Consider the following 19,554-nt stretch of genomic DNA (forward strand, 5'->3'; position numbering starts at 1 on the left):
CGCCAGCCGGGCGGGCACTAACCGAGCGGGGCCACAGCGTCCCAGCCCACCGTCATCTCGCCCAACCGCCAGCGGGACGGTCCGTCCTGCACGGGCCAGCCGCCGTCGAGCATTGACCGGCACATGGCTGTCCACCGTTGCCGGTTCCCGAATGCTGCCAGTGGTGCAGCGTCCAGCCAGGCCTTGTCCAGTGCCTGCAGGAAGCCGTGGATCCTCTCACCGGGCACATTCCGGTGGATAAGGGCCTTCGGCAGCCGTTCGGCAATCTCCGAGGGCAGCACGAAACCGCCGAAGCGCATGGAGATGCTCAGGCTCAGCGGGCCGGAGGCGTCGAGCGCCACCCACGTCACGCGCCGTCCGATCTCGTCGCAGGTGCCGTCGATGAACAGCCCGTCCGGTCCGAGCCTGCTCCGGACCAGCGCCCAGATGGCTTCGACGTCCGCTTCCTCATACTGCCGCAGGACGTTGAAGGCGCGGACGATCACTGGCTGACCGGGCACGGGAATCTCGAACCCGCCCACATGGAAGCTCAGCCCGGCCCGTTCCAGTTCCTGGGCCGCCCGGACCCGCTCCGGCTCGATTTCGATGCCGGCCACCCGGACATCCGCGCGCACCGCGGACAGGCGCTCGAACAGTTCGACGGCGGTGGCCGGGGAGGCGCCATAGCCGAGGTCGACGACCAGCGGGTCGGAGGCCCGGCGCAGCCGCCAAGCCTGCGTCCCGGTGAGCCACCGGTCGAGGCGACGCATTCTGTTGGGGTTGGTGGTGCCGCGGGTGACGTTGCCTACCGGCTTGCCGCCGCGGCCGGCGCCGCCGGTTCCTCCGCCGGCGCCCTTTCCGGTCCGGGCAGGGGCGACCCGTTCAGCTTTCTGCACCACCGGACAAGCTTAACGGTCCTGCCCTTCTCGCCGCGCACCGGCGATCCGGTCGCGGTTCCTGCCACCCGGTGTAACGCTCGGCGCCGCCGCCGCCTGCTCGGCTAGGATGAAAACCATGACTTACAAGCTGATTCTGCTGCGCCACGGCCACAGCGAATGGAACGCCAAGAACCTGTTCACCGGCTGGGTGGATGTTGACCTGAACGACCAGGGCCGCGAGGAAGCGGCACGCGGCGGTGAGCTTCTGGTTGAGAACAATGTTCTCCCGGACGTCCTCTACACCTCCCTCCTGAAGCGGGCCATCAACACTGCGAACATCGCTCTGGACAAGGCCGACCGCGGCTGGATCCCGGTCAAGCGCGACTGGCGCCTCAACGAACGCCACTACGGCGCCCTGCAGGGCAAGGACAAGGCACAGACGCTGGCCGAATACGGCGAAGAGCAGTTCATGGAGTGGCGTCGTTCGTACGACACCCCGCCGCCGCCCCTGGATGACAACAGCGAGTTCTCCCAGGCGCATGACCCCCGTTACGCGGACCTGGGCGACGCCCTGCCGCGCACCGAGTGCCTGAAGGACGTCCTCATCCGCCTGATGCCCTACTGGGAATCGGACATCAAGGAAGACCTCAAGGCCGGCAAGACCGTCCTGGTCACGGCCCACGGCAACTCCCTGCGCGCCCTCGTCAAGCACCTTGACGGCATCAGCGACGAAGCCATCGCCGGCCTGAACATCCCCACGGGCATTCCGCTGGTCTACGACCTCGACGAGGACTTCAAGCCGCTGAACCCGGGCGGCACCTACCTCGACCCCGAGGCGGCCGCCGAGTCCATCAAGGCAGTCGCCAACCAGGGCAAGAAATAAGGCAACGCCTTAACAGACGACGGCGGGCCGGTCACCTCTCAGGTGACCGGCCCGCCGTCGTACTTTCCACTCCCGGAGTTTTTGTCCAGATAACGGGGCCAAAATGCCGTCAAAAGGCCATTATCTGGACAAAAACTCCAGAGATGTCAGCTGATTTCGGTGCTGTGCGGGTGCCACGCGCCGGTGACGAGGTACGTGACCTTCTGGGCGACTGACACGCCGTGATCAGCGAACCGCTCAAAGTAGCGGCTTGCCAGGGCGACGTCCACCGTGGTGGCCGGGGATTCATTCCAGTCGCTGCGGGCGATGGCCTTGAAGACGCTCAGGTGGAGGTCGTTGACGGTGGCGTTCGCCTTGAGGATGTCGCGGGCAACTTCCAGGTTGCGCGTTTCCAGGAGTTCGGTGAGCTTGTCCGCGATCAGCTGGTCCTGCTCGGCGAAGTTCTTGAAAGTGTCCGCGAGCTGCGGCGGAATCACGTTGGCCGGGTACCGGAGCCGTGCCAGCTGGGCGATGTGCCGGGCAAGGTCTCCCATGCGCTCCAGCGAGGCGCTCATCCGCAGTGATCCCACGATCATCCGGAGGTCGCTGGCCACGGGACCCTGGAGGGCCAGAATGTCGATGGCCCGCTCGTCCAGGCTGTTCTGCAGGAAGTCGATTCTGGCGTCAGCGGCGATGACATCCTGGGCGAGGTCGACGTCGGCCCCCTCGAAGGCGGTCGTGGCCTTGGAAATGGCCTCGCTGACCAGCTTTGAAATCTCGACGAGCTGCTCGCCCACCTGTGTGAGCTCCTCCTGAAAAACCTTACGCACTTCGCGTCCTTTCCTTGGAAATCCGTCTCCCACCGCAATGGGAGGCAGATTTCGTGTCACCGCTCTGCAGTCCAACTAATTACTCTGTCAGCGGCCGGTGAACTGTTACGCACCTATAGGTGAACGTTAGCTGAACCCGGCGGTGAAACGCATCAGATTCGACTTCGACGCCCGGAGCAGAGCATAAGCTGGAGCCGTGGATCCTATGCTCATCGGTGTCATCGCAGGCCTTATCGGCCTGTCATTCGGCATCTTTGGCGTGCTCGCCTTCCGGGTCAGCGAACAGCAGCGCAAGCTGGTGGACGTCGAATTCGACGAACCGGCACTGCCTCCCGGTGCCGCGGAGGTACTTGCCGTCGTCGGCCGCGCCTTCGTGGTGGTGGATGCGATCGACGGTGTGGTGCGGGCGAGTCCGGCGGCATACGCCTTCGGCCTGGTCCGCGGGCACACCGTCGTCCACGAACAGCTCCTGGACATGACCGCCAGGGTGCGGCGCGACGGCGTCATCCTCGAAAAGCAGTTCGAACTGCCGCGCGGCCCGCTCGGGCAGGGGACCATCGTCGTCCAGGTGCGGGCGGCCATGCTCGGTGAGGAATACATCCTGCTGCTGGCGGACGACCGGACCGAGCTCACGCGCACCGAAGAGATCCGGAATGACTTCGTCGCCAACGTCTCCCACGAACTCAAGACGCCGGTGGGCGCCATCTCCCTGCTGGCAGAGGCACTGGAATCATCGGCGGACGATGAAGTGGCCGTCCGCCGCTTCGCCAAGCGCATGCAGAAGGAATCGACGCGGCTTGCTGCGCTGGTCCAGGACATCATTGAGCTTTCCCGGCTGCAGGGTGCCAACGTGGCCCAGCAGGGACACCCCGTGGACATCAACGCCGTGATCACCGAAGCCGTTGACCGCTCGCAGCTGCCCGCCGAAAGCAAGAACATCTCCATCGTGGTCGGCGGCCACGTGGACGCCATGGTCTACGGCGACCAGGACCTGCTCGTGACGGCGCTGCGAAACCTGATAGACAACGCCATCCGCTACTCGCCGGAAAACACCCGGGTGGGGATCGGCGTCCGTGCCAAGGAAGGCCTGATCTCCGTCTCAGTCACGGACCAGGGCGACGGCATGAGCCCGGAGGACCAGGAACGGGTCTTCGAACGGTTCTACCGTGCGGATGCCGCCAGGTCGCGGCAGACCGGTGGCACCGGACTGGGCCTGAGCATCGTGAAACACGTGATCTCCAACCACGGCGGGGAAGTGACGCTGTGGTCGCAGCCCGGCCAGGGATCCACGTTCACCATCAGGCTTCCCGAGATGGAGGGCCAGGTCGACGGCGACGCCCCCGCGGCGCCCGCACCGGCCGCCCGCAGCACCTCACCCCACAGTAACGACGCCACCGGCGTCCATGAGCAAGGAGCCAGCGCTTGAGCAGGATTCTCATAGTCGAGGATGAGGAGTCGTTCAGCGACCCTCTGTCCTACCTTCTGGGCAAGGAAGGATTCGAGGTGGAAGTCGTGGACAACGGCCTGGACGCCATCACGGAGTTCGACCGGAACGGCGCCGACCTGGTGCTCCTGGACCTCCAGCTTCCCGGCCAGTCAGGCACCGAGGTGTGCCGGCAGCTGCGCCAGCGCTCCACCGTGCCGGTGATCATGCTGACCGCCAAGGACGCCGAGATCGACAAGGTCGTGGGACTGGAACTCGGTGCCGACGACTACGTCACCAAGCCGTATTCGTCCCGGGAACTCGTTGCGCGGGTCAGGGCCGTCCTCCGCCGGCAGGGTGAGCCCGAAGAACTCATCACCAACACGGTCCAGGCAGGCCCCGTGAGGATGGACGTCGAACGCCATGTGGTGAGTGTCGACGGCGAACAGGTCTCACTGCCGCTCAAGGAATTCGAACTGCTGGAGATGCTGCTGCGCAATTCCGGCCGGGTGTTGACCCGCGGCCAGCTGATCGACCGGGTGTGGGGGTCGGACTACGTGGGGGACACCAAGACCTTGGATGTCCACGTCAAAAGGCTGCGCAGCAAGATCGAACCGGACCCGTCAGCGCCGAGGTACCTCGTAACGGTCCGCGGCCTGGGCTACAAGTTCGAGCCGTAGGCAGGCTGCGCAGGCAGGCGCACCGCACGCTGGCGCGCTGCAGGCTGTCTCGCCGGGGGAACAGGCGCGCAGACAGCTTGCACGGACATGCAGAAAGGAGGGCCCCCGCGCGGCGGGAGCCCTCCTTTCTGCTGTGCGGACTAGTGGCTTTCGCTGCTCGTGGGAGTCGGCGTGGCAGTCTCCGAGACCGTCGGCTCGCTGCCTGCCGGCAGGTACTCCTTGTACTCGGGCAGGGTGGCGTCCAGGACAGGCACCTTGACCTTGGCGGTCTGGTTTGTGCCGTCCTCGGAGATGGTCACATCGGACAGGGAGCCCGGGATGGCTCCTGTGCTGCTGAGGATCGCCGGATCCGTGGATTCGTTAAGCAGGGTGTAGGAATTCTGCTTCACGGACACTTCCGTCTGCGAGCCGGCAGCCCCGCTAATGGTGAGCTTGACGTCGCTGGACGAGGAGTTGTAGACGGCGCCGATGACGCGGCCCGGCTTGTCCTCGCCGGTGGAGATGATCATGAAGTTGCGGATCTGGAGCGGACCAAGATCTTCCCGGGTCCCGTCCGAGGCAGAGTACTGCTCAGTGGTCTGCTGGGCGTTGATGTAGCCGCAGCCGGTCACGGACAGCAGGCCGATGGCAAGTGCTGCCGTTGCCATTGCCAGCTTGCCGCGCTGGCCCCGGTTCATCGCAGTGAAACGCACGTCACGCACTCCTTGAGAGTCTTGAAACATTATTCAGCCATAGCCTATCCTCAAACGGTCTCAAACAAGGATTCGGGGCGTACACATTAGCGTCCGGAAACCCGCCCTCCCGCAACGCCGCATGCAGCCCCGCGCTGGCCGGAACCAGACCGGGCAGCCGCTTCCCCGTGCCCTTGGCACAGCCCCCGCCATGCACTAATATCCGCATCCGTCAAGGGGTTGGAGGGGGTGGATTACCCCCAATTTCCCCGTATTTACGCGGTTCGCGGCCCGTATCCGTGCCAGTTGTATGCCTGAATCGTGATAAACTGGTCTGCGGGAAAGGGGAAAGTCCACATGGTTTTTGAGGTCGGCGAGACAGTAGTTTACCCTCACCACGGTGCAGCAAAAATTGAAGAAATCAAGATGCGCACCATCAAGGGCGAAGAGAAGATGTATCTCAAGCTCAAGGTGGCTCAGGGTGATCTGACCATTGAAGTTCCAGCAGAGAACGTTGACCTAGTAGGGGTTCGCGACGTAGTGGGCAAAGAAGGTTTGGAGCATGTCTTTGACGTGCTGCGGGCCGAGTTCACTGAAGAGCCTACCAACTGGTCACGTCGTTACAAGGCAAATCTGGAGAAGCTTGCTTCCGGGGACGTCATCAAGGTTGCAGAGGTCGTTCGCGACCTGTGGCGCCGTGATCACGACCGCGGCCTTTCCGCAGGTGAGAAGCGTATGCTGGCCAAGGCCCGCCAAATTCTGATTTCAGAACTGGCGCTGGCTGAAAAGACGGATGAAGAGAAGGCCGCAAGCGTTCTCGACGAAGTCCTGGCTTCCTAAGAATTGAACCCCGGTGGCTCACCAGCCGCCGGGGTTTCTTTTTGCCCTTTTTTGGGAGAATCCCGGGATTTTGCCGGGCGCCTGATGCGCGCAGGCACGTAGTGTTGTGCCCATGAGTGCAACAGAATTCCCGACCGGATCCGGGCCGGCGGCGGAAGACCGCCCCGCCCGCCCCGTCGTCGCCGTCGTACTGGTCGCGGCCGGATCAGGGCAGAGGCTGGGTTACGGCATGCCCAAGGCAAGGGTTCCCCTCGGCGGGGAACCCATCCTGATGCATGCCCTTCGCGGGATAGTCGCCTCCGGCGTCGCGCAGCAGGTCTGCGTCGCGTTGCCGGCGGGCGACGGCGCCCTGCGGCGGATGTGCGATGAGTTCAAGGCCGAACTTGTCGACGGCGGGCCGCTGCTGACCGTCGTCGACGGCGGCCTGACGCGCGCCGAGTCCGTCCGGTCCGCTTTGGCGGCACTGGAAGAAGGCACCCAGGCGGTGCTCGTCCACGATGCCGCACGCGCCCTGACGCCCGAAACCGTCTTCCACCGGGTGGTCGACTCCCTGGCGGCCGGCGCGCTGGCGGTCATTCCGGTGATGCCCGTAGTGGACACGGTCAAGACCGTCGAAGCAACGAGTGAGGCAGACGCCCGTATGGCGCCGGAGGTGGTGGTGGGCACGGCTCCGCGGGAGAAGCTCCGGGCTGTGCAGACCCCTCAGGGATTCGACTACGACACACTCATGAAGGCGCACCGGCAGGCGGCAGGATTGGACGACGCCGAGGCTGCAGCCGTCACGGATGACGCCATGCTTGTTGAGCGCCTGGGCGTCGCGGTCCATGCCGTCCGCGGAGCCAGCCAGTCACTGAAGATCACCACGCCTTTGGACCTCATCATTGCCGAGGGCCTGCTGGAGGGCCCCCTGGGCGCCCGCTGGGTGGAAGGCTGACATGGCCGTTCCGATCATCCCCAGGACCGGAATCGGTGTCGACGTCCACGCTTTTGCCACCCCGGACAACCCGCGGGCCCTGTGGCTGGGAGGCTTGCTGTGGGACGGTGAGCAGGGCCTGGCCGGCCACTCCGACGGCGACCCCGTGGCCCATGCAGCCGCGGATGCGCTGTTTTCGGCTGCCGGGATCGGCGACCTGGGCACGCACTTCGGCACGGACCGGCCGGAATTCGCGGGTGCCTCCGGCGTGACGCTCCTTGCCGAGGCCGCCCGGATCGTGCGTGCGGAAGGCTTCGAGATCGGCAACATCGCGGTGCAGTTCGTTGGCAACAGGCCCAAGTTCGGTCCGCGCCGGGAGGAGTCCCAGGCTGTCCTCAGCGCAGCCGCGGGCGCCCCCGTCAGCGTCAGCGCCACCACCAGCGACGGACTCGGTTTCACCGGCCGGGGGGAAGGCATTTCCGCCCTCGCCACTGCACTGGTGTACCGGGCGGGCTGAAGAAGGGCACGCCTTTCGCCTAGGCTTAAGGGAGCCATTCCTCTGCCCAACACTCCAGGAGACCCCTCGTGAAGAAGCCGTTTGCCGCCGTCGTACTCGTTGCCGGGATGCTGCTGAGCGGTTGCGGCACTCCGAAGATGAGCGTCGAGGAAAGCTGCAAGTTCCTCAACGGGGACACTTTCGTGCCCAGCGGAAACGAGCAGCAGCAGGCTGACCAGATTGCCAAGCATTACCAGGAAGTGGCGGACAAGGTGGCCCCTGAAGTTGCCGAGCCCATCCAGAAAATGGCCGACATCATGAAGAAGGTCGCCGCCACGTCGCTGGGCACCAAGAGCGCAGAACAGACAGCACAGCTGAGCGAGCAGAACAACAAGATCGGCGAAGTCTGCAAATAGCGCTTGTGGGGGCACCTCCGGGGCCATCGGCTAATCTGGAGCGGTGACCCTGCGCTTTTACGACACAGCATCCGCCGAAGTCCGCGACTTCGTCCCTCTGAAACCGGGCAACGTGAGCCTGTACTACTGCGGCGCAACGGTGCAGGGCCTGCCGCACGTGGGGCACATCCGGTCCGCCATCGCCTTTGACCAGCTCACCCGCTGGCTGGAGTACCGCGGATTCCGGGTAACGGTGGTCCGGAACGTCACGGACATCGACGACAAAATCCTCGCCAAGTCCGCGCTTTCCTTTGAACCGGACTTCGAGGAAGGCCCGGACGACATCCGCGAAGAAGAGTGGTGGGCCCTGGCCTACCGCTATGAACAGGCGTTCCTCAAGGCCTACGACACCCTCGGCGTTTCCCGCCCCACGTACGAGCCGCGGGCCACCGGCCACATTCCGGAAATGCATGCACTGATCCAGCGCCTCATCGACCGCGGACATGCCTACCCCGCCCTCGACGACTCCGGCGACGTGTACTTCGACGTCCGCTCCTGGGACCGCTACGGCTCACTCACCCGGCAGAAGATCGACGACATGCAGGGAGCCCCGGACGCTGACCCGCGGGGAAAGAAGGACCCGCGGGACTTTGCGTTATGGAAGGGGCATAAGGCCGGAGAGCCGACGACGGCGAGCTGGGTTTCGCCCTGGGGCACCGGCCGTCCGGGCTGGCACCTGGAGTGCTCCGCCATGGTCACCAAATACCTCGGCACCGAGTTCGACATCCACGGCGGCGGCCTGGACCTCCGGTTCCCGCACCATGAAAACGAGATGGCCCAGTCCCAGGCGGCGGGCCACGCCTTCGCCAACTTCTGGATGCACAACGGCATGGTGACGTACCAGGGCGAGAAGATGTCCAAGTCCATCGGCAACACCGTAAGCCCCGCGGAGATGCTGGAGCTCGCTTCACCACGCGTGGTGCGTTACTACCTTGGCCAGGCGCAGTACCGTTCGGTCCTGGACTACCAGCCCACGTCGCTGCAGGAAGCCACCGCCGCGATGGAGCGGATTGAGGGTTTCATCGCCCGGGCAGTGCGTGCGTTGTCTGACAGTGTTGTTTCCGGCGCGGCCGAACTCCTGTTCGGAAGCCCCGGCACAGTTCCGGACGCCTTCGCCGCGGCCATGGACGACGACCTGAATGTTCCGCAGGCGCTGGCTGTCCTCCACGACACGGTGCGGGCCGGCAACACCGCCCTTACGGCGGGCGACAACGCCGCGGCCCGGGCAGCGTTGCACTCCGTCACGGACATGATGCGCGTCCTGGGCCTGAACGACGTCGCGGCTCCCACCCGCGACGAGCAGGCGGACACGGCCCTCGGCGTGCTCATCGACGCCCAGCTTGGAGCGCGGGCGCAGGCGCGGGCCACCAAGGACTGGGCGGCTTCGGACGCCATCCGGGACACGCTGGCGGCGGCGGGAGTCCTCGTGGAGGACGGTCCGGACGGCGCCACCTGGAGCCTGAGGCGAAGCTAAGGCAGGGCGGATCGGGCGCCGGGCCGGCGATTTAACCTGAGTAAGTAGACTGGAGGTCAGACTTACTCAACAAAGCAAGGGTGAAACTCATGGCCAACAACGGTCGCCGGTCGGTCAAAGCAAAGAAGGGCCCCACCATCGGAACGGGGGGCCACGGCCGCAAGGCCCTCGAGGGCAAGGGCCCCACTCCCAAGGCGGAGGACCGCCCCTACCACAAGGCCCACAAGAACAAGCAGCTCGCCGAGCGGTCCGCCGCCAAGCGTCCGGGCGCAGCCCGCGGTGCCGGCGCCCGCTCAGGTCCGAAGGGCCGTGCCACGGAAGAAGTGGTCACCGGACGCAACTCCGTCGTCGAAGCGCTGCGCGCCGGAATCCCGGCGAAGGCCCTCCACGTTGCCATCCGCATCGAAATGGATGACCGCGTCAAGGAGTCCCTCAAGCTTGCGGCCGAACGCGGCATTCCGCTGCTGGAAACGGGCAAGCCGGAATTGGACCGGATGACGGACGACGCCATCCACCAGGGCCTTGTGCTGCAGATTCCGCCCTACGAATACCAGGACGCCTACGAGCTGGCCGAAGAAACGGTGGAAAGCTGGAAGAAGGGCCACGTTGCCAACGCTCCGCTCTTTGTCGCCCTGGACGGCATCACGGACCCGCGCAACCTTGGTGCCATCATCCGCTCCGTGTCGGCCTTCAGCGGCCACGGGGTCATCGTGCCGGAGCGCCGCTCCGTCGGCGTCACTGCCTCGGCATGGAAGACCAGCGCCGGCGCAGCCGTCCGCGTCCCGGTGGCACGCGCCGCCAACCTGAACAACACGCTCAAGGCGTTCAAGGGCATGGGCATCTATGTGCTGGGCCTGGACGGTGACGGCGACGTCTCGCTGCCGGACCTTAGCCTGGCCAAGGAACCCGTATGCATCGTCGTCGGTTCCGAGGGCAAAGGCCTGAGCCGCCTGGTCCGCGAAAACTGCGACCAGATCGTCTCCATCCCGATCGACTCCGCCATGGAATCGCTCAACGCCTCCATGGCTGTGGGCATCTCGCTGTACGAAGTTTCCAGGCAGCGCGCCGCTAAGTAGCAGGTGGGCGGCTGGCGAGGAGGGGCGGCACGGCCGCCATCCTCCGCGTGCTGCTCCTTCGTCGCTTTGACGCAGGCTTCCGGATGCCAGCCGTGCCGCCCAACGCTCTATTACTTCCTGCAACAAAACCAGAAACGCTCTCTCACCTTCGGTGGGGGAGATTTCTGGTTTTTAGAATGTGTGCCGGTTGGCCAGGACCGGGAGCTTTGTCCGGGCGTCCTTGACGACGGCGGGGTCCAGGTCGGCGAACAGCAGCCCGGTCCCGCCGTCGAGCTCTTCCAGCACCTCACCGAGCGGGGAGACGACGGCGGAGTGCCCCACGCCGGTAGGCGCTGAGCCCTTGGCCTCGATGCCCTCGGTGGCCGGATCGCCCTGGCCGCAGGCGAGGACATACGTCGTGGTGTCCACGGCGCGGGCCCTTGCCAGCAGGCGCCACTGATCGACCTTCCCCGGCCCGGACCCCCAGGAAGCACACACAATATTGGCCTCGGCACCCAGATCGGCATTGGCAGTGAACAGTGCCGGGAACCGGATGTCGTAGCAGGTGGCGAGCCCGAAAACGATGCCGCCCAGTTCAAACGTGACCGGTCGCGTGCCGGCCTCCACCGTGTCTGATTCGGCAAAGCCGAAGGCGTCGAAAAGGTGGATTTTGTCGTAGCTCGCTTCCACGCCGGGACCGGTGGCTACGAGGGTATTGCGCACCTTCCGGGCGCCGGCCAGCCCCGGGGTAAACATGCCCGCCACGATCACGATCCCCAGTTCGGCGGCGATTTTGCGCAGCCGGGCGGCCCAGGGTCCGTCCAGCGGTTCGGCAATGTCCAGGAGGGAATTACCGAATGCGCGCATGGTGGCTTCGGGAAAGACCACCATTTCGGCGCCGCCTTCTTTCGCTTTGCGGGAGAATTTCTCCACAAGGTCCAGATTCCCGGAAATGTCGCGTCCTGTTACTACCTGAGCAAGTGCAACTCGCACAATTACCTCCAACTTGGCTGTCACTCCAGTATGAACGCTGAACAAGGCCAGCCCATTTCCCGACACATGACAAGGAATATCGGACATTTGTGCGGCACAGCTAATATTTAAGCAATGGTCATGCCTCTCCTAGACACAGCTTCAACCGTGGACGCCTCCAGGCCGTTTCCACTGGGTATCAGCGTGCCGCGCACGGGTTCGCCGGCAATGGACGATCCCGAAGGTGCCTGTGCCAACGTCGCTGTCTACGCCCCCGGCGTGGCCACACTGGAAATTGCCTACTGCCCGCCCGGCGGGACCTGGCAGTTGAAGACGCTGCCGAACATCACCAACGACGTCCACCACGGCATTGTGGACGGTTTCCCCGCGGGATCGCGCTACGGGTTCCGGTCGTCACCCGAGGATGATGCCTTGCCGGTGTCTGTGCCCACCGTGGCTTTCGACGACGACGCCGAGCAGCCGCTGCTGCTGGACCCTTACGGCCGCGCGGTGGATCAGAGGGATGATTTCCTCACCAATGTGCGCATGTCCAGCGGTTTCGACTGGGGTGGGGACCGCAATCCGCACACTTCCTGGCGCAACACCATCATTTACGAGGCCCACGTCCGCGGCCAGAGCATGCTGCATCCGGATATCCCCGAAGACCTCCGGGGCACGTACGCCGGAATGGCGCATCCGGCAATGATTGAGCATCTCACGGGCCTGGGCATCACCTCGGTCCAGTTGCTGCCCGTCCATTTCCACCTGGACGAGCCCCATCTCCAGAACCTGGGCATGACCAATTACTGGGGTTACAACACGGCGGCGTTCTTTGTTCCGCATCCCGCCTACGCCACCCAGGCTGCCCAGGCGGCCGGACCGCAGGCCGTGCAGGATGAATTCAAGGGCATGGTCAAGCTCCTGCATGCGGCAGGCCTGGAAGTAATCCTGGACGTTGTGTACAACCACACGGCCGAGGGCGGCCGCGACGGGCAGACAATCAGCTTCCGCGGGCTCGGGGAGATGCAGTATTACCGGAACGACGGCCATGGCCGGTACGTGGACACGACCGGATGCGGCAACAGCCTGAACTTTGGGCACCCCCGTGTCGTCCAGCTGGTCCTTGATTCGCTCAGGTACTGGGTGGACGAGTTCCACATTGACGGATTCCGCTTCGACCTCGCAGTCACGCTGTGCCGCAACGCCGCGAACGACTTCGATCCGCACCACCCCTTCCTCGTAGCCATCGCCGCGGACCCGGTGCTGTCCTCCGTCAAGCTGATCGCCGAGCCGTGGGACATTGGCTACGGGGGCTGGCAGACCGGGCGCTTCCCGCCGGGTTGGGTCGACTGGAACGACCACTACCGCGACGCACTGCGTTCGTTCTGGCTCGCGGACCGGGCCGCGATCGACGCCGGTGGCCACGGCGGTTCCGTGGCCCGGCTCGCGGATTCCATTTCAGGCTCCGCGAGTCTCTTTGCGGAATCGGGCCGTTCCCGGATGGCCTCGGTCAACCTCGTCACCGCGCACGACGGTTTCACGTTGGCCGACCTCGTGTCCTACGACCGCAAGCACAACGAAGCCAACGGAGAGCAGAACCGCGACGGCCACGGGGACAACCGCAGCTACAACCACGGCTTCGAAGGACCCACCGAAGACGAAGACATCCTGGCGTTGCGGGCGCAGACCAGCCGCAACCTGATGGCTACCCTGATGGTGTCCATGGGCATCCCCATGATCACCGCGGGCGACGAGCTCGGCCGGACGCAGCAGGGCAACAACAACGCCTACTGCCAGGACAACCCCATCACCTGGCTGGACTGGACAAGCACACCCGAATCGCATGCCATGCTCCGGAGCACCAAGCGGGTGATCCGGCTTCGCAAGGAATTCCTGGCCGGGCAGCCGCACCACTATCCCACGCGGGACAAGCAGTCCTACCTGCACTGGTTCGACGAACACGGCAAGCCAATGTCCATGGACCGCTGGCATGATCCCCAGCACCGCGTGGTCCAGCTCCTGCTGGGCTCGGACGACGGCCAGGTGGACGGACTCGTAGTGGTCAACGGCAGCGCCCATGACATCAAGATCACGCTGCCCGAGATCAGTAACGACGAAGGCACGGGCAAACGGCTCTTCGAACTCCGGCTCACCACGTCCGAACTCCATGACCGGCGCCAGGGAGTCAGGGTGGCTGCCGGCGAACGTGACGTCGTGCAGTCCTACACCATCAGCATCTACCGCACCTAGGATTCGACACATGGTGAATGCATGAGGGGGATCGCGAAGCTGCTGACGCTGGCCGCGGTTCTGGTGCTGGTGGTCGGCCTGGGCATGGTGCTTTCCGGCACGCAGGAGGCCCCTGTCAGTCCGGGCGCTTCAGCGGGTTCGACGGCGGCGCCCACCCCCGTGACGTCCGCCCCCGCAGTCACCGATTCCGGGATGGAACCGGTCCCTGTTTCCGGCCTCCCGCCGGAGGCGCGGGAAACCCTGGCCCTGATTGCCCGCGGCGGGCCGTACCCGTACGAGCGTGACGGCGCAGTCTTTAGCAACTTTGAGCGCCTGCTGCCCCGGAAAGCCGGCGGTTACTACAAGGAATTCACAGTCAGGACCCCCGGGGAATCGGACCGGGGCGCCCGCCGGATCGTCACGGGGCAGAGCGGCGAGAAGTACTACACTCCCGACCACTACGAATCGTTTCTTTTGATCCTGGAAGGCCAATAGAGCACCCATGAAGATCTACTCCGCTGACACCTGGACTATAGATGAGCTCCGGGAGCAGGCGTCCGACGCCGGCCGCCGGGTCCTGGTGATCCCCGCAGCCGATACCAAGAAAGCGGTGCTCCACACGTTCGGGGAAGTCCTGGACTTCCCCGAACACTACGGCGTGAACCTCGACGCCCTCAATGACTCGCTGCACGACTTCGCGGACACGGTCACGGACGACGGCAAGAAACCGCTCACGTTCATCTGGCAGGTGCCGGCCGTCTTCCGGTCGGACCGCTCCTTCGGCATCATCTGTGAAATCCTGCAGGACGCGGAGAGCTATGCGGGCAAGGACCTGTCCGTGATCACCGTCTGCCTCTGACGGACGCTCTCTCACTTTTCGCCCTGAAACGGCAATCGCTCTCTCACCCGGTGAGAGAGCGATTGCCGTTTTGCTGTAAAAAGTGAGAGAGCGTCGGAGCCCGACGGCGGGTCAGGCGTTGACGATGAGCCCAAGCTCCGCCCGCGAAGCGAGGGCCGAATGCTTCGGGAGAACGCGGACGGTGTAGCCGAAGGACCCGGAACGGTCGATCAGCAGTGATCCGCTGAAGAGGTAGCGGCCCTTGCCCAGGTCCTCCTTGGGCACCAGATCCGCGACTGTCACATCGGCCAGTTCGTCGCTTTCCTCGGCACGACCGAACGCGACCTCTACGGCGACGTCGTCGGGGTCGAGGTTGTTCAGCGCGATGTAGGCGTTCACCTGGAGCGTGTCGCCGATCTGTGGGTCTTCGGACACGCCCACCGAGTCGACGTGCTCCACCTGGATCTGGGGCCACGCTGCGCGGATCTGCGACGTCCAGGCCGCCAGGGACTTGGACTGGGCGAAGTTGTCCGCAACGGCCCGCCGCCCGGCGATCGCAGCGGGGCGGTAGAGGGTGTTCACGTAGTCCTGCAACATCCGGTCAGCGGACACCGCCGGGCCCAGATGAGCCATGGTGTGCTTGATCATCGACACCCAGTGTGTGGGCACCTTCTGACGCCCGGGCTCCGAAGGCCCTGCAGCCCCCGCGCCGTCGGAAACGGTGAGGCCATAGAAGCGCGGTGCAACCTGCGTCTCGAGCAGCTCGTACAGAGCCGCGGCCTCGATGTCGTCCCGTTCCTCGGGCGAGGCATTGTTGTTGGCAGTGGGGATGGCCCAGCCGTTTTCGCCGTCGTACATCTCATCCCACCACCCGTCCAGCACCGAAAGGTTCAGCGACCCGTTGATGGCCGCCTTCATACCGGACGTTCCGCAGGCTTCGAGCGGGCGCAGCGGGTTGTTCAGCCACACATCGCATCCGGGGAAGAGAGTGCGTGCCATGGCGATGTCGTAGTTGGGCAGGAACGCGATCCGGTGCCGGACTTCGGGGTCGTCGGTGAAACGGACGAGGTCCTGGATCATCTTCTTGCCGGCATCATCGGCGGGGTGGGACTTGCCAGCAATGACCAGCTGGATCGGGTGGGTCTCGTGCAGCAGCAGGGCCTTGAGCCGGGCCGGTTCGCGGAGCATCAAGGTCAGCCGCTTGTACGTGGGCACGCGCCGTGCGAAGCCGATGGTGAGGATGTCCGGGTCCAGGACGGAATCGGTCCAGCCGAGCTCGGCATCCGCCGCCCCGCGCTTTTTCCAGGCCGCGCGCAGACGTTTGCGGACGTCCTCCACGAGTGAGACGCGCATTTCGCGGCGGAGGGCCCAGACGTCCTCGTCACTGACGTTGTAGGCAAGATCCCAGCGGCCCATGGCTTCGGCCTCGGTGCCGAACTGCTCGCGGGCCAGCTTGGAGACGCGGCTGTCCACCCAGGTGGGAACGTGCACTCCGTTGGTCACCGAGGTGATGGGAACTTCTGAATGATCGAACCCGGGCCAGAGCGCCGAGAACATGCCGCGGGACACCACGCCGTGGAGCTTGGCCACACCGTTGGCGCGCTGAGCCAGGCGCAGCCCCATCACGGCCATGTTGAAGACCGAAGGGTTGCCGTCCGTGAAGTTTTCCCGGCCGAGGTCCAGGATCCGTGATACGGGAACGTCGGGAGCCAGCCCGGCCTCGAAGAAGTGCTGGATCTGGGACACTTCGAAACGGTCGATGCCCGCCGGCACCGGAGTGTGCGTGGTGAATACAGTGGAGGCGCGCCCGGCCGCGAGAGCCTCTTCCCAGCTCAGCGGGCTGTCTGAGGACATGAGTTCCTGGATGCGTTCGACGCCGAGGAAGCCTGCGTGGCCCTCGTTGGTGTGGAACACCTCCGGTGCCGCGCAGCCCGTGAGGCTCTGGTAGGCGCGCAGTGCCTTCACGCCGCCCATCCCCAGCAACAGCTCCTGCTGGAGGCGGTGGTCACCGCCGCCGCCGTACAGGCGGTCCGTGATGCCGCGGGCGGCGTCGTCGTTCCCGGGAACGTTCGAGTCGAGCAGCAGCAGCGGGACACGCCCGACGTCGGCACGCCAGATGTGTGCCAGCAGCCGGCGCCCGTGGGGGAGCGGCAGCGAGATCTGGATCGGCTTGCCGTTGCCGTCGGGGGTTTCCTCGCGGAGGAGCGTCAGGGGAAGTCCGTCGGGGTCAAGGACCGGATAGGTTTCCTGCTGCCAGGCGTCCCTGGACAAGGATTGCTTGAAGTAGCCGGCCTGGTAAAGCAGGCCGACGCCGATGAGCGGCACGCCGAGGTCCGATGCTGCCTTGAGGTGGTCGCCGGCCAGAATTCCCAGGCCGCCGGAATACTGCGGCAAAACTTCGGTGATTCCGAATTCCGGTGAGAAGTAGGCAATGCAGGCCGGAGCGTCGTCGCCCAGGCTCTGGTACCAGCGGGGCTGTTCCAGGTAGCGGTCCAGGTCTTCGGCGGCGGCGTGAACGCGGCGGACAACATCCTGGTCCGCGGCCAGCCGTTGGAGTTCTTCGCGGCTCACCAGGCCAAGGAAAGTGACGGGATCGTGCGCGCTTTCGTCCCAAATTCGGGGGTTGAGGCCCTCGAAGAGCTCCCTGGTGGGCCGGTGCCATGACCACCGCAGGTTGGTGGCCAGCCGGGCCAGCGGCCGGATGGATTCCGGAAGTACGGTTCGGACGGTAAATCTGCGGATAGCCTTCACCTGCGTCACACTAACGGACAAGGTGGGCCGCCGGAACAGGTTTAGGTTTCTTTTAGGTAAATGACGGATTGCTGGGGAAAAAACGGAAGTTCCCTTAGCAAAATGGGGGATTTGTCGATAACGTCGAGTCCGTGACGACTAATACGCGAACCAGTGCCGGATCCAGCAAAAAGCCTAAGGCCCTGATCACGGAAGGCCTGCAATTTGGCCGGTTCCCGATCACTGCCGTACAGCCCGTTGTGGACGGAGGTAGGTTTCCCGCGAAGGCGCTACCCGGTGAAGGGCTTGTAGTCGGCGCGACGGCATTCCGTGAAGGACACGACCAGCTCGGAGTCAGCGCGGTGCTGTTCGATCCCAAGGGCAAGGAACGCCAACGCGTCCGGCTGGCGCCGCCCCGCGGCGACCGGGGCAAGGGCACCGACCGGTGGGAGGGCATCATCACGCCTACCGGCACCGGCAACTGGTCGTTTGCGATCGAAGCCTGGCATGACCGGTACGGGACGTGGCACCACAACGCCGAGGTCAAGGTCGAAGCGGGCATCGACGTCGAACTGATGCTGGCCGAAGGAGCGGCACTGCTGTCGCAGGCAGCCGAAGACCCTGCCCGTCCCTCCGCCGACAGGCGGACGCTCCGAACTGCCGTGGTGGTGCTGTCCGACACATCGCTAACCCCGGAGGAGCGGCTCGCCGCCGGGTTCGGACACGAGGTGACCGACGTCGTTGAACGCCAGCCCATCCGGGAACTTGTCACCGTTTCGGAACGCTTCCCCCTCCTTGTGGAACGCGATCTGGCCGGCCGCGGTGCCTGGTACGAGTTCTTCCCGCGTTCCGAAGGCGCGGTCCGCAACCACGAGACCGGCGAGTGGCAGTCCGGCACGTTCCAGACGGCAGCCAAACGGCTCGACGCTGTCGCGGGAATGGGCTTCGACGTCATCTACATGCCGCCCATCCACCCGATCGGCATCCAGCACCGCAAGGGCCCCAACAACACCCTGATTGCCGGACCGCACGATCCCGGTTCGCCGTGGGCCATCGGCGCCAAAGAAGGCGGACACGACGCCATCCATCCGGACCTTGGCACCTTCGAGGACTTCGACGCGTTCGTGGCACGTGCCCGGGACCTGGGCCTCGAAGTCGCTCTCGACCTCGCACTCCAGGCAGCTCCGGACCATCCCTGGGTGAAGTCGAACCCGGAATGGTTCACCACCCGGGTGGACGGCAGCATCGCCTACGCCGAGAACCCGCCGAAGAAGTACCAGGACATCTTCCCGCTGAACTTCGACAACGACCCCGAGGGCCTGTCCAAGGAAATCCTCCGGATCGTTTTGCTCTGGGTGAGCCACGGCGTCAAGATCTTCCGGGTGGACAACCCGCACACCAAGCCGGTGTGGTTCTGGGAATGGCTGATCGCCAAGGTCAACAAGAAGCACCCCGAGGTGGTCTTCCTCGCGGAGGCCTTCACCCGGCCGGCCATGATGCATGCGCTGGGACGGGCCGGATTCCAGCAGTCCTACACATACTTCACGTGGCGCAACACCAAGACGGAACTGGAGGAATACTTCACCGAGGTCAGCCAGAAGTCCCCGGCGTATTTCCGCCCGAATTTCTTTGTGAACACCCCGGACATCCTCACCGAGTACCTGCAGTTCGGCGGTCCTGCCGCGTTCAAGATCCGCGCCGCGCTTGCAGCAACGGCCAGCCCCCTGTGGGGCGTCTACGCCGGCTACGAACTGTACGAGCATGTGGCCCGGCCCGGCGCCGAGGAGTACATCGACAACGAGAAGTTCGAATACAAGGCCCGGGACTGGGACGCTGCGGCCGAATCCGGCCGGACGCTCGCTCCGTACCTGACCCGGCTCAATGAAATCCGCCACAGCCACCCCGCGCTGGGGGATCTCCAGAACCTGACGCTGCACCACAGCACCGATGACGCCACGATCGTCTATTCGAAGCACAAGACGCTTCCCGACGGGACCAAGGACACCCTCATCATCGTGGTCAACGTCGACCCGCACGGAACCCGGGAGAGCACCGTTTCCCTGGATCTGGCCGCACTTGAACTCGACCCGGCCGACCTCACGCACAACGGCGGTTTCAGGGTGGATGATTTGCTGACCGGCGAGAGCTGGGAATGGGGCGAGTACAACTACGTGCGGCTTGACGCCCACGTGGAGCCGGCACACATCCTGAACATCCGGAGGTAGCATA

Annotated in this window: 18 protein-coding genes; 13 read left to right on the plus strand and 5 right to left on the minus strand. The window is 64.9% G+C overall.

Annotated elements, in window-relative coordinates; all coding sequences use genetic code 11:
* Positions 1-17: 17 nt before the first annotated feature.
* Positions 18-878, minus strand: coding sequence for a class I SAM-dependent methyltransferase (locus Q8Z05_RS11530; RefSeq protein WP_371745856.1), 861 nt, complete (start codon positions 876-878; stop codon positions 18-20).
* A gap of 115 nt (positions 879-993) precedes the next feature.
* Here Q8Z05_RS11530 and Q8Z05_RS11535 point away from each other — a divergent pair, with 115 nt between their 5' ends.
* Entirely contained in the window at positions 994-1,740 is a 747-nt protein-coding gene (locus tag Q8Z05_RS11535) for a phosphoglyceromutase (RefSeq protein WP_305939784.1), read from the plus strand.
* Positions 1,741-1,886: 146 nt separating this feature from the next.
* On the opposite strand, the gene phoU is transcribed toward Q8Z05_RS11535, so the two are convergent.
* Entirely contained in the window at positions 1,887-2,549 is a 663-nt protein-coding gene (gene phoU, locus Q8Z05_RS11540; protein WP_305939785.1) for a phosphate signaling complex protein PhoU, read from the minus strand.
* Between the two features lie 205 nt (positions 2,550-2,754).
* On the opposite strand from phoU, the gene Q8Z05_RS11545 reads away from it, so the two are divergent.
* The gene (locus Q8Z05_RS11545) at positions 2,755-3,975 is read left to right on the plus strand and encodes a sensor histidine kinase (protein WP_305943544.1); all 1,221 of its coding nucleotides are present in this window, start codon (positions 2,755-2,757) and stop codon (positions 3,973-3,975) included.
* A complete protein-coding gene (locus Q8Z05_RS11550) occupies positions 3,972-4,652 on the plus strand; it encodes a response regulator transcription factor (RefSeq protein ID WP_043478332.1) in 681 nt (226 codons plus the stop codon). The genes Q8Z05_RS11545 and Q8Z05_RS11550 overlap by 4 nt, the downstream gene beginning before the upstream one ends.
* Positions 4,653-4,792: 140 nt before the next feature.
* Here Q8Z05_RS11550 and Q8Z05_RS11555 read toward each other — a convergent pair whose 3' ends face one another.
* Positions 4,793-5,329 (minus strand): hypothetical protein, encoded by a 537-nt coding sequence (locus Q8Z05_RS11555; protein ID WP_305943545.1) that lies wholly within the window; start codon positions 5,327-5,329, stop codon positions 4,793-4,795.
* Positions 5,330-5,680: 351 nt separating this feature from the next.
* Here Q8Z05_RS11555 and Q8Z05_RS11560 point away from each other — a divergent pair, with 351 nt between their 5' ends.
* The 6 genes from Q8Z05_RS11560 to rlmB all read left to right on the plus strand — a co-directional run bounded on the left by Q8Z05_RS11560 (position 5,681) and on the right by rlmB (position 10,577).
* Complete coding sequence (locus Q8Z05_RS11560; protein ID WP_011690592.1) at positions 5,681-6,163, plus strand: CarD family transcriptional regulator; 483 nt, start codon at positions 5,681-5,683, stop codon at positions 6,161-6,163.
* Positions 6,164-6,275: 112 nt separating this feature from the next.
* Positions 6,276-7,097 carry a 2-C-methyl-D-erythritol 4-phosphate cytidylyltransferase gene (gene ispD / locus Q8Z05_RS11565; RefSeq protein WP_305939786.1) on the plus strand — a complete coding sequence of 274 codons (822 nt, stop codon included), beginning with the start codon at positions 6,276-6,278 and terminating at the stop codon, positions 7,095-7,097.
* Position 7,098: 1 nt separating this feature from the next.
* Positions 7,099-7,593: a 2-C-methyl-D-erythritol 2,4-cyclodiphosphate synthase gene (gene ispF, locus Q8Z05_RS11570; RefSeq protein ID WP_305939787.1), complete on the plus strand. Its 495-nt coding sequence runs from the start codon at positions 7,099-7,101 to the stop codon at positions 7,591-7,593.
* Positions 7,594-7,661: 68 nt separating this feature from the next.
* Positions 7,662-7,988: a hypothetical protein gene (locus Q8Z05_RS11575; RefSeq protein WP_305939788.1), complete on the plus strand. Its 327-nt coding sequence runs from the start codon at positions 7,662-7,664 to the stop codon at positions 7,986-7,988.
* Positions 7,989-8,031: 43 nt separating this feature from the next.
* Positions 8,032-9,501 carry a cysteine--tRNA ligase gene (gene cysS, locus Q8Z05_RS11580; RefSeq protein ID WP_305939789.1) on the plus strand — a complete coding sequence of 490 codons (1,470 nt, stop codon included), beginning with the start codon at positions 8,032-8,034 and terminating at the stop codon, positions 9,499-9,501.
* 89 nt (positions 9,502-9,590) lie between these two features.
* Positions 9,591-10,577, plus strand: coding sequence for a 23S rRNA (guanosine(2251)-2'-O)-methyltransferase RlmB (gene rlmB / locus Q8Z05_RS11585; RefSeq protein WP_305939790.1), 987 nt, complete (start codon positions 9,591-9,593; stop codon positions 10,575-10,577).
* Between the two features lie 171 nt (positions 10,578-10,748).
* Here rlmB and Q8Z05_RS11590 read toward each other — a convergent pair whose 3' ends face one another.
* Complete coding sequence (locus tag Q8Z05_RS11590; protein ID WP_305939791.1) at positions 10,749-11,549, minus strand: carbon-nitrogen hydrolase family protein; 801 nt, start codon at positions 11,547-11,549, stop codon at positions 10,749-10,751.
* A gap of 114 nt (positions 11,550-11,663) precedes the next feature.
* Between Q8Z05_RS11590 and glgX the strand changes: the two genes are divergently transcribed.
* Genes glgX through Q8Z05_RS11605 form a run of 3 tightly spaced genes read left to right on the plus strand, consistent with a single transcriptional unit; the run spans position 11,664 to position 14,616 of the window.
* On the plus strand, positions 11,664-13,778 hold the full coding sequence (gene glgX / locus Q8Z05_RS11595; RefSeq protein WP_305939792.1) for a glycogen debranching protein GlgX: 2,115 nt from the start codon (positions 11,664-11,666) through the stop codon (positions 13,776-13,778).
* 21 nt (positions 13,779-13,799) lie between these two features.
* Positions 13,800-14,252: a ribonuclease domain-containing protein gene (locus Q8Z05_RS11600; protein ID WP_305939793.1), complete on the plus strand. Its 453-nt coding sequence runs from the start codon at positions 13,800-13,802 to the stop codon at positions 14,250-14,252.
* 7 nt (positions 14,253-14,259) lie between these two features.
* Complete coding sequence (locus tag Q8Z05_RS11605) at positions 14,260-14,616, plus strand: barstar family protein (protein WP_305939794.1); 357 nt, start codon at positions 14,260-14,262, stop codon at positions 14,614-14,616.
* A 111-nt stretch (positions 14,617-14,727) separates the two neighbouring features.
* On the opposite strand, the gene glgP is transcribed toward Q8Z05_RS11605, so the two are convergent.
* Positions 14,728-17,346 carry an alpha-glucan family phosphorylase gene (glgP, locus tag Q8Z05_RS11610; protein WP_305939795.1) on the minus strand — a complete coding sequence of 873 codons (2,619 nt, stop codon included), beginning with the start codon at positions 17,344-17,346 and terminating at the stop codon, positions 14,728-14,730.
* A gap of 131 nt (positions 17,347-17,477) precedes the next feature.
* Here glgP and Q8Z05_RS11615 point away from each other — a divergent pair, with 131 nt between their 5' ends.
* Positions 17,478-19,550 (plus strand): alpha-1,4-glucan--maltose-1-phosphate maltosyltransferase, encoded by a 2,073-nt coding sequence (locus Q8Z05_RS11615; RefSeq protein WP_305939796.1) that lies wholly within the window; start codon positions 17,478-17,480, stop codon positions 19,548-19,550.
* Positions 19,551-19,554 lie beyond the last annotated feature (4 nt).

The sequence above is a fragment of the Arthrobacter oryzae genome, from assembly GCF_030718995.1.
Taxonomy (GTDB): domain Bacteria; phylum Actinomycetota; class Actinomycetes; order Actinomycetales; family Micrococcaceae; genus Arthrobacter; species Arthrobacter oryzae_C.

Bases quoted from the DNA above. Each gene is read 5' to 3' on its own strand.
- Q8Z05_RS11535 (WP_305939784.1), top strand. From the start codon at position 994: ATGACTTACAAGCTGATTCTGCTGCGCCACGGCCACAGCGAATGGAAC.
- Q8Z05_RS11545 (WP_305943544.1), top strand. From the start codon at position 2,755: ATGCTCATCGGTGTCATCGCAGGCCTTATCGGCCTGTCATTCGGCATC.
- Q8Z05_RS11555 (WP_305943545.1), bottom strand. From the start codon at position 5,329: ATGAACCGGGGCCAGCGCGGCAAGCTGGCAATGGCAACGGCAGCACTT.
- Q8Z05_RS11560 (WP_011690592.1), top strand. From the start codon at position 5,681: ATGGTTTTTGAGGTCGGCGAGACAGTAGTTTACCCTCACCACGGTGCA.
- ispD (WP_305939786.1), top strand. From the start codon at position 6,276: ATGAGTGCAACAGAATTCCCGACCGGATCCGGGCCGGCGGCGGAAGAC.
- ispF (WP_305939787.1), top strand. From the start codon at position 7,099: ATGGCCGTTCCGATCATCCCCAGGACCGGAATCGGTGTCGACGTCCAC.
- rlmB (WP_305939790.1), top strand. From the start codon at position 9,591: ATGGCCAACAACGGTCGCCGGTCGGTCAAAGCAAAGAAGGGCCCCACC.
- glgX (WP_305939792.1), top strand. From the start codon at position 11,664: ATGGTCATGCCTCTCCTAGACACAGCTTCAACCGTGGACGCCTCCAGG.
- Q8Z05_RS11600 (WP_305939793.1), top strand. From the start codon at position 13,800: ATGAGGGGGATCGCGAAGCTGCTGACGCTGGCCGCGGTTCTGGTGCTG.
- Q8Z05_RS11605 (WP_305939794.1), top strand. From the start codon at position 14,260: ATGAAGATCTACTCCGCTGACACCTGGACTATAGATGAGCTCCGGGAG.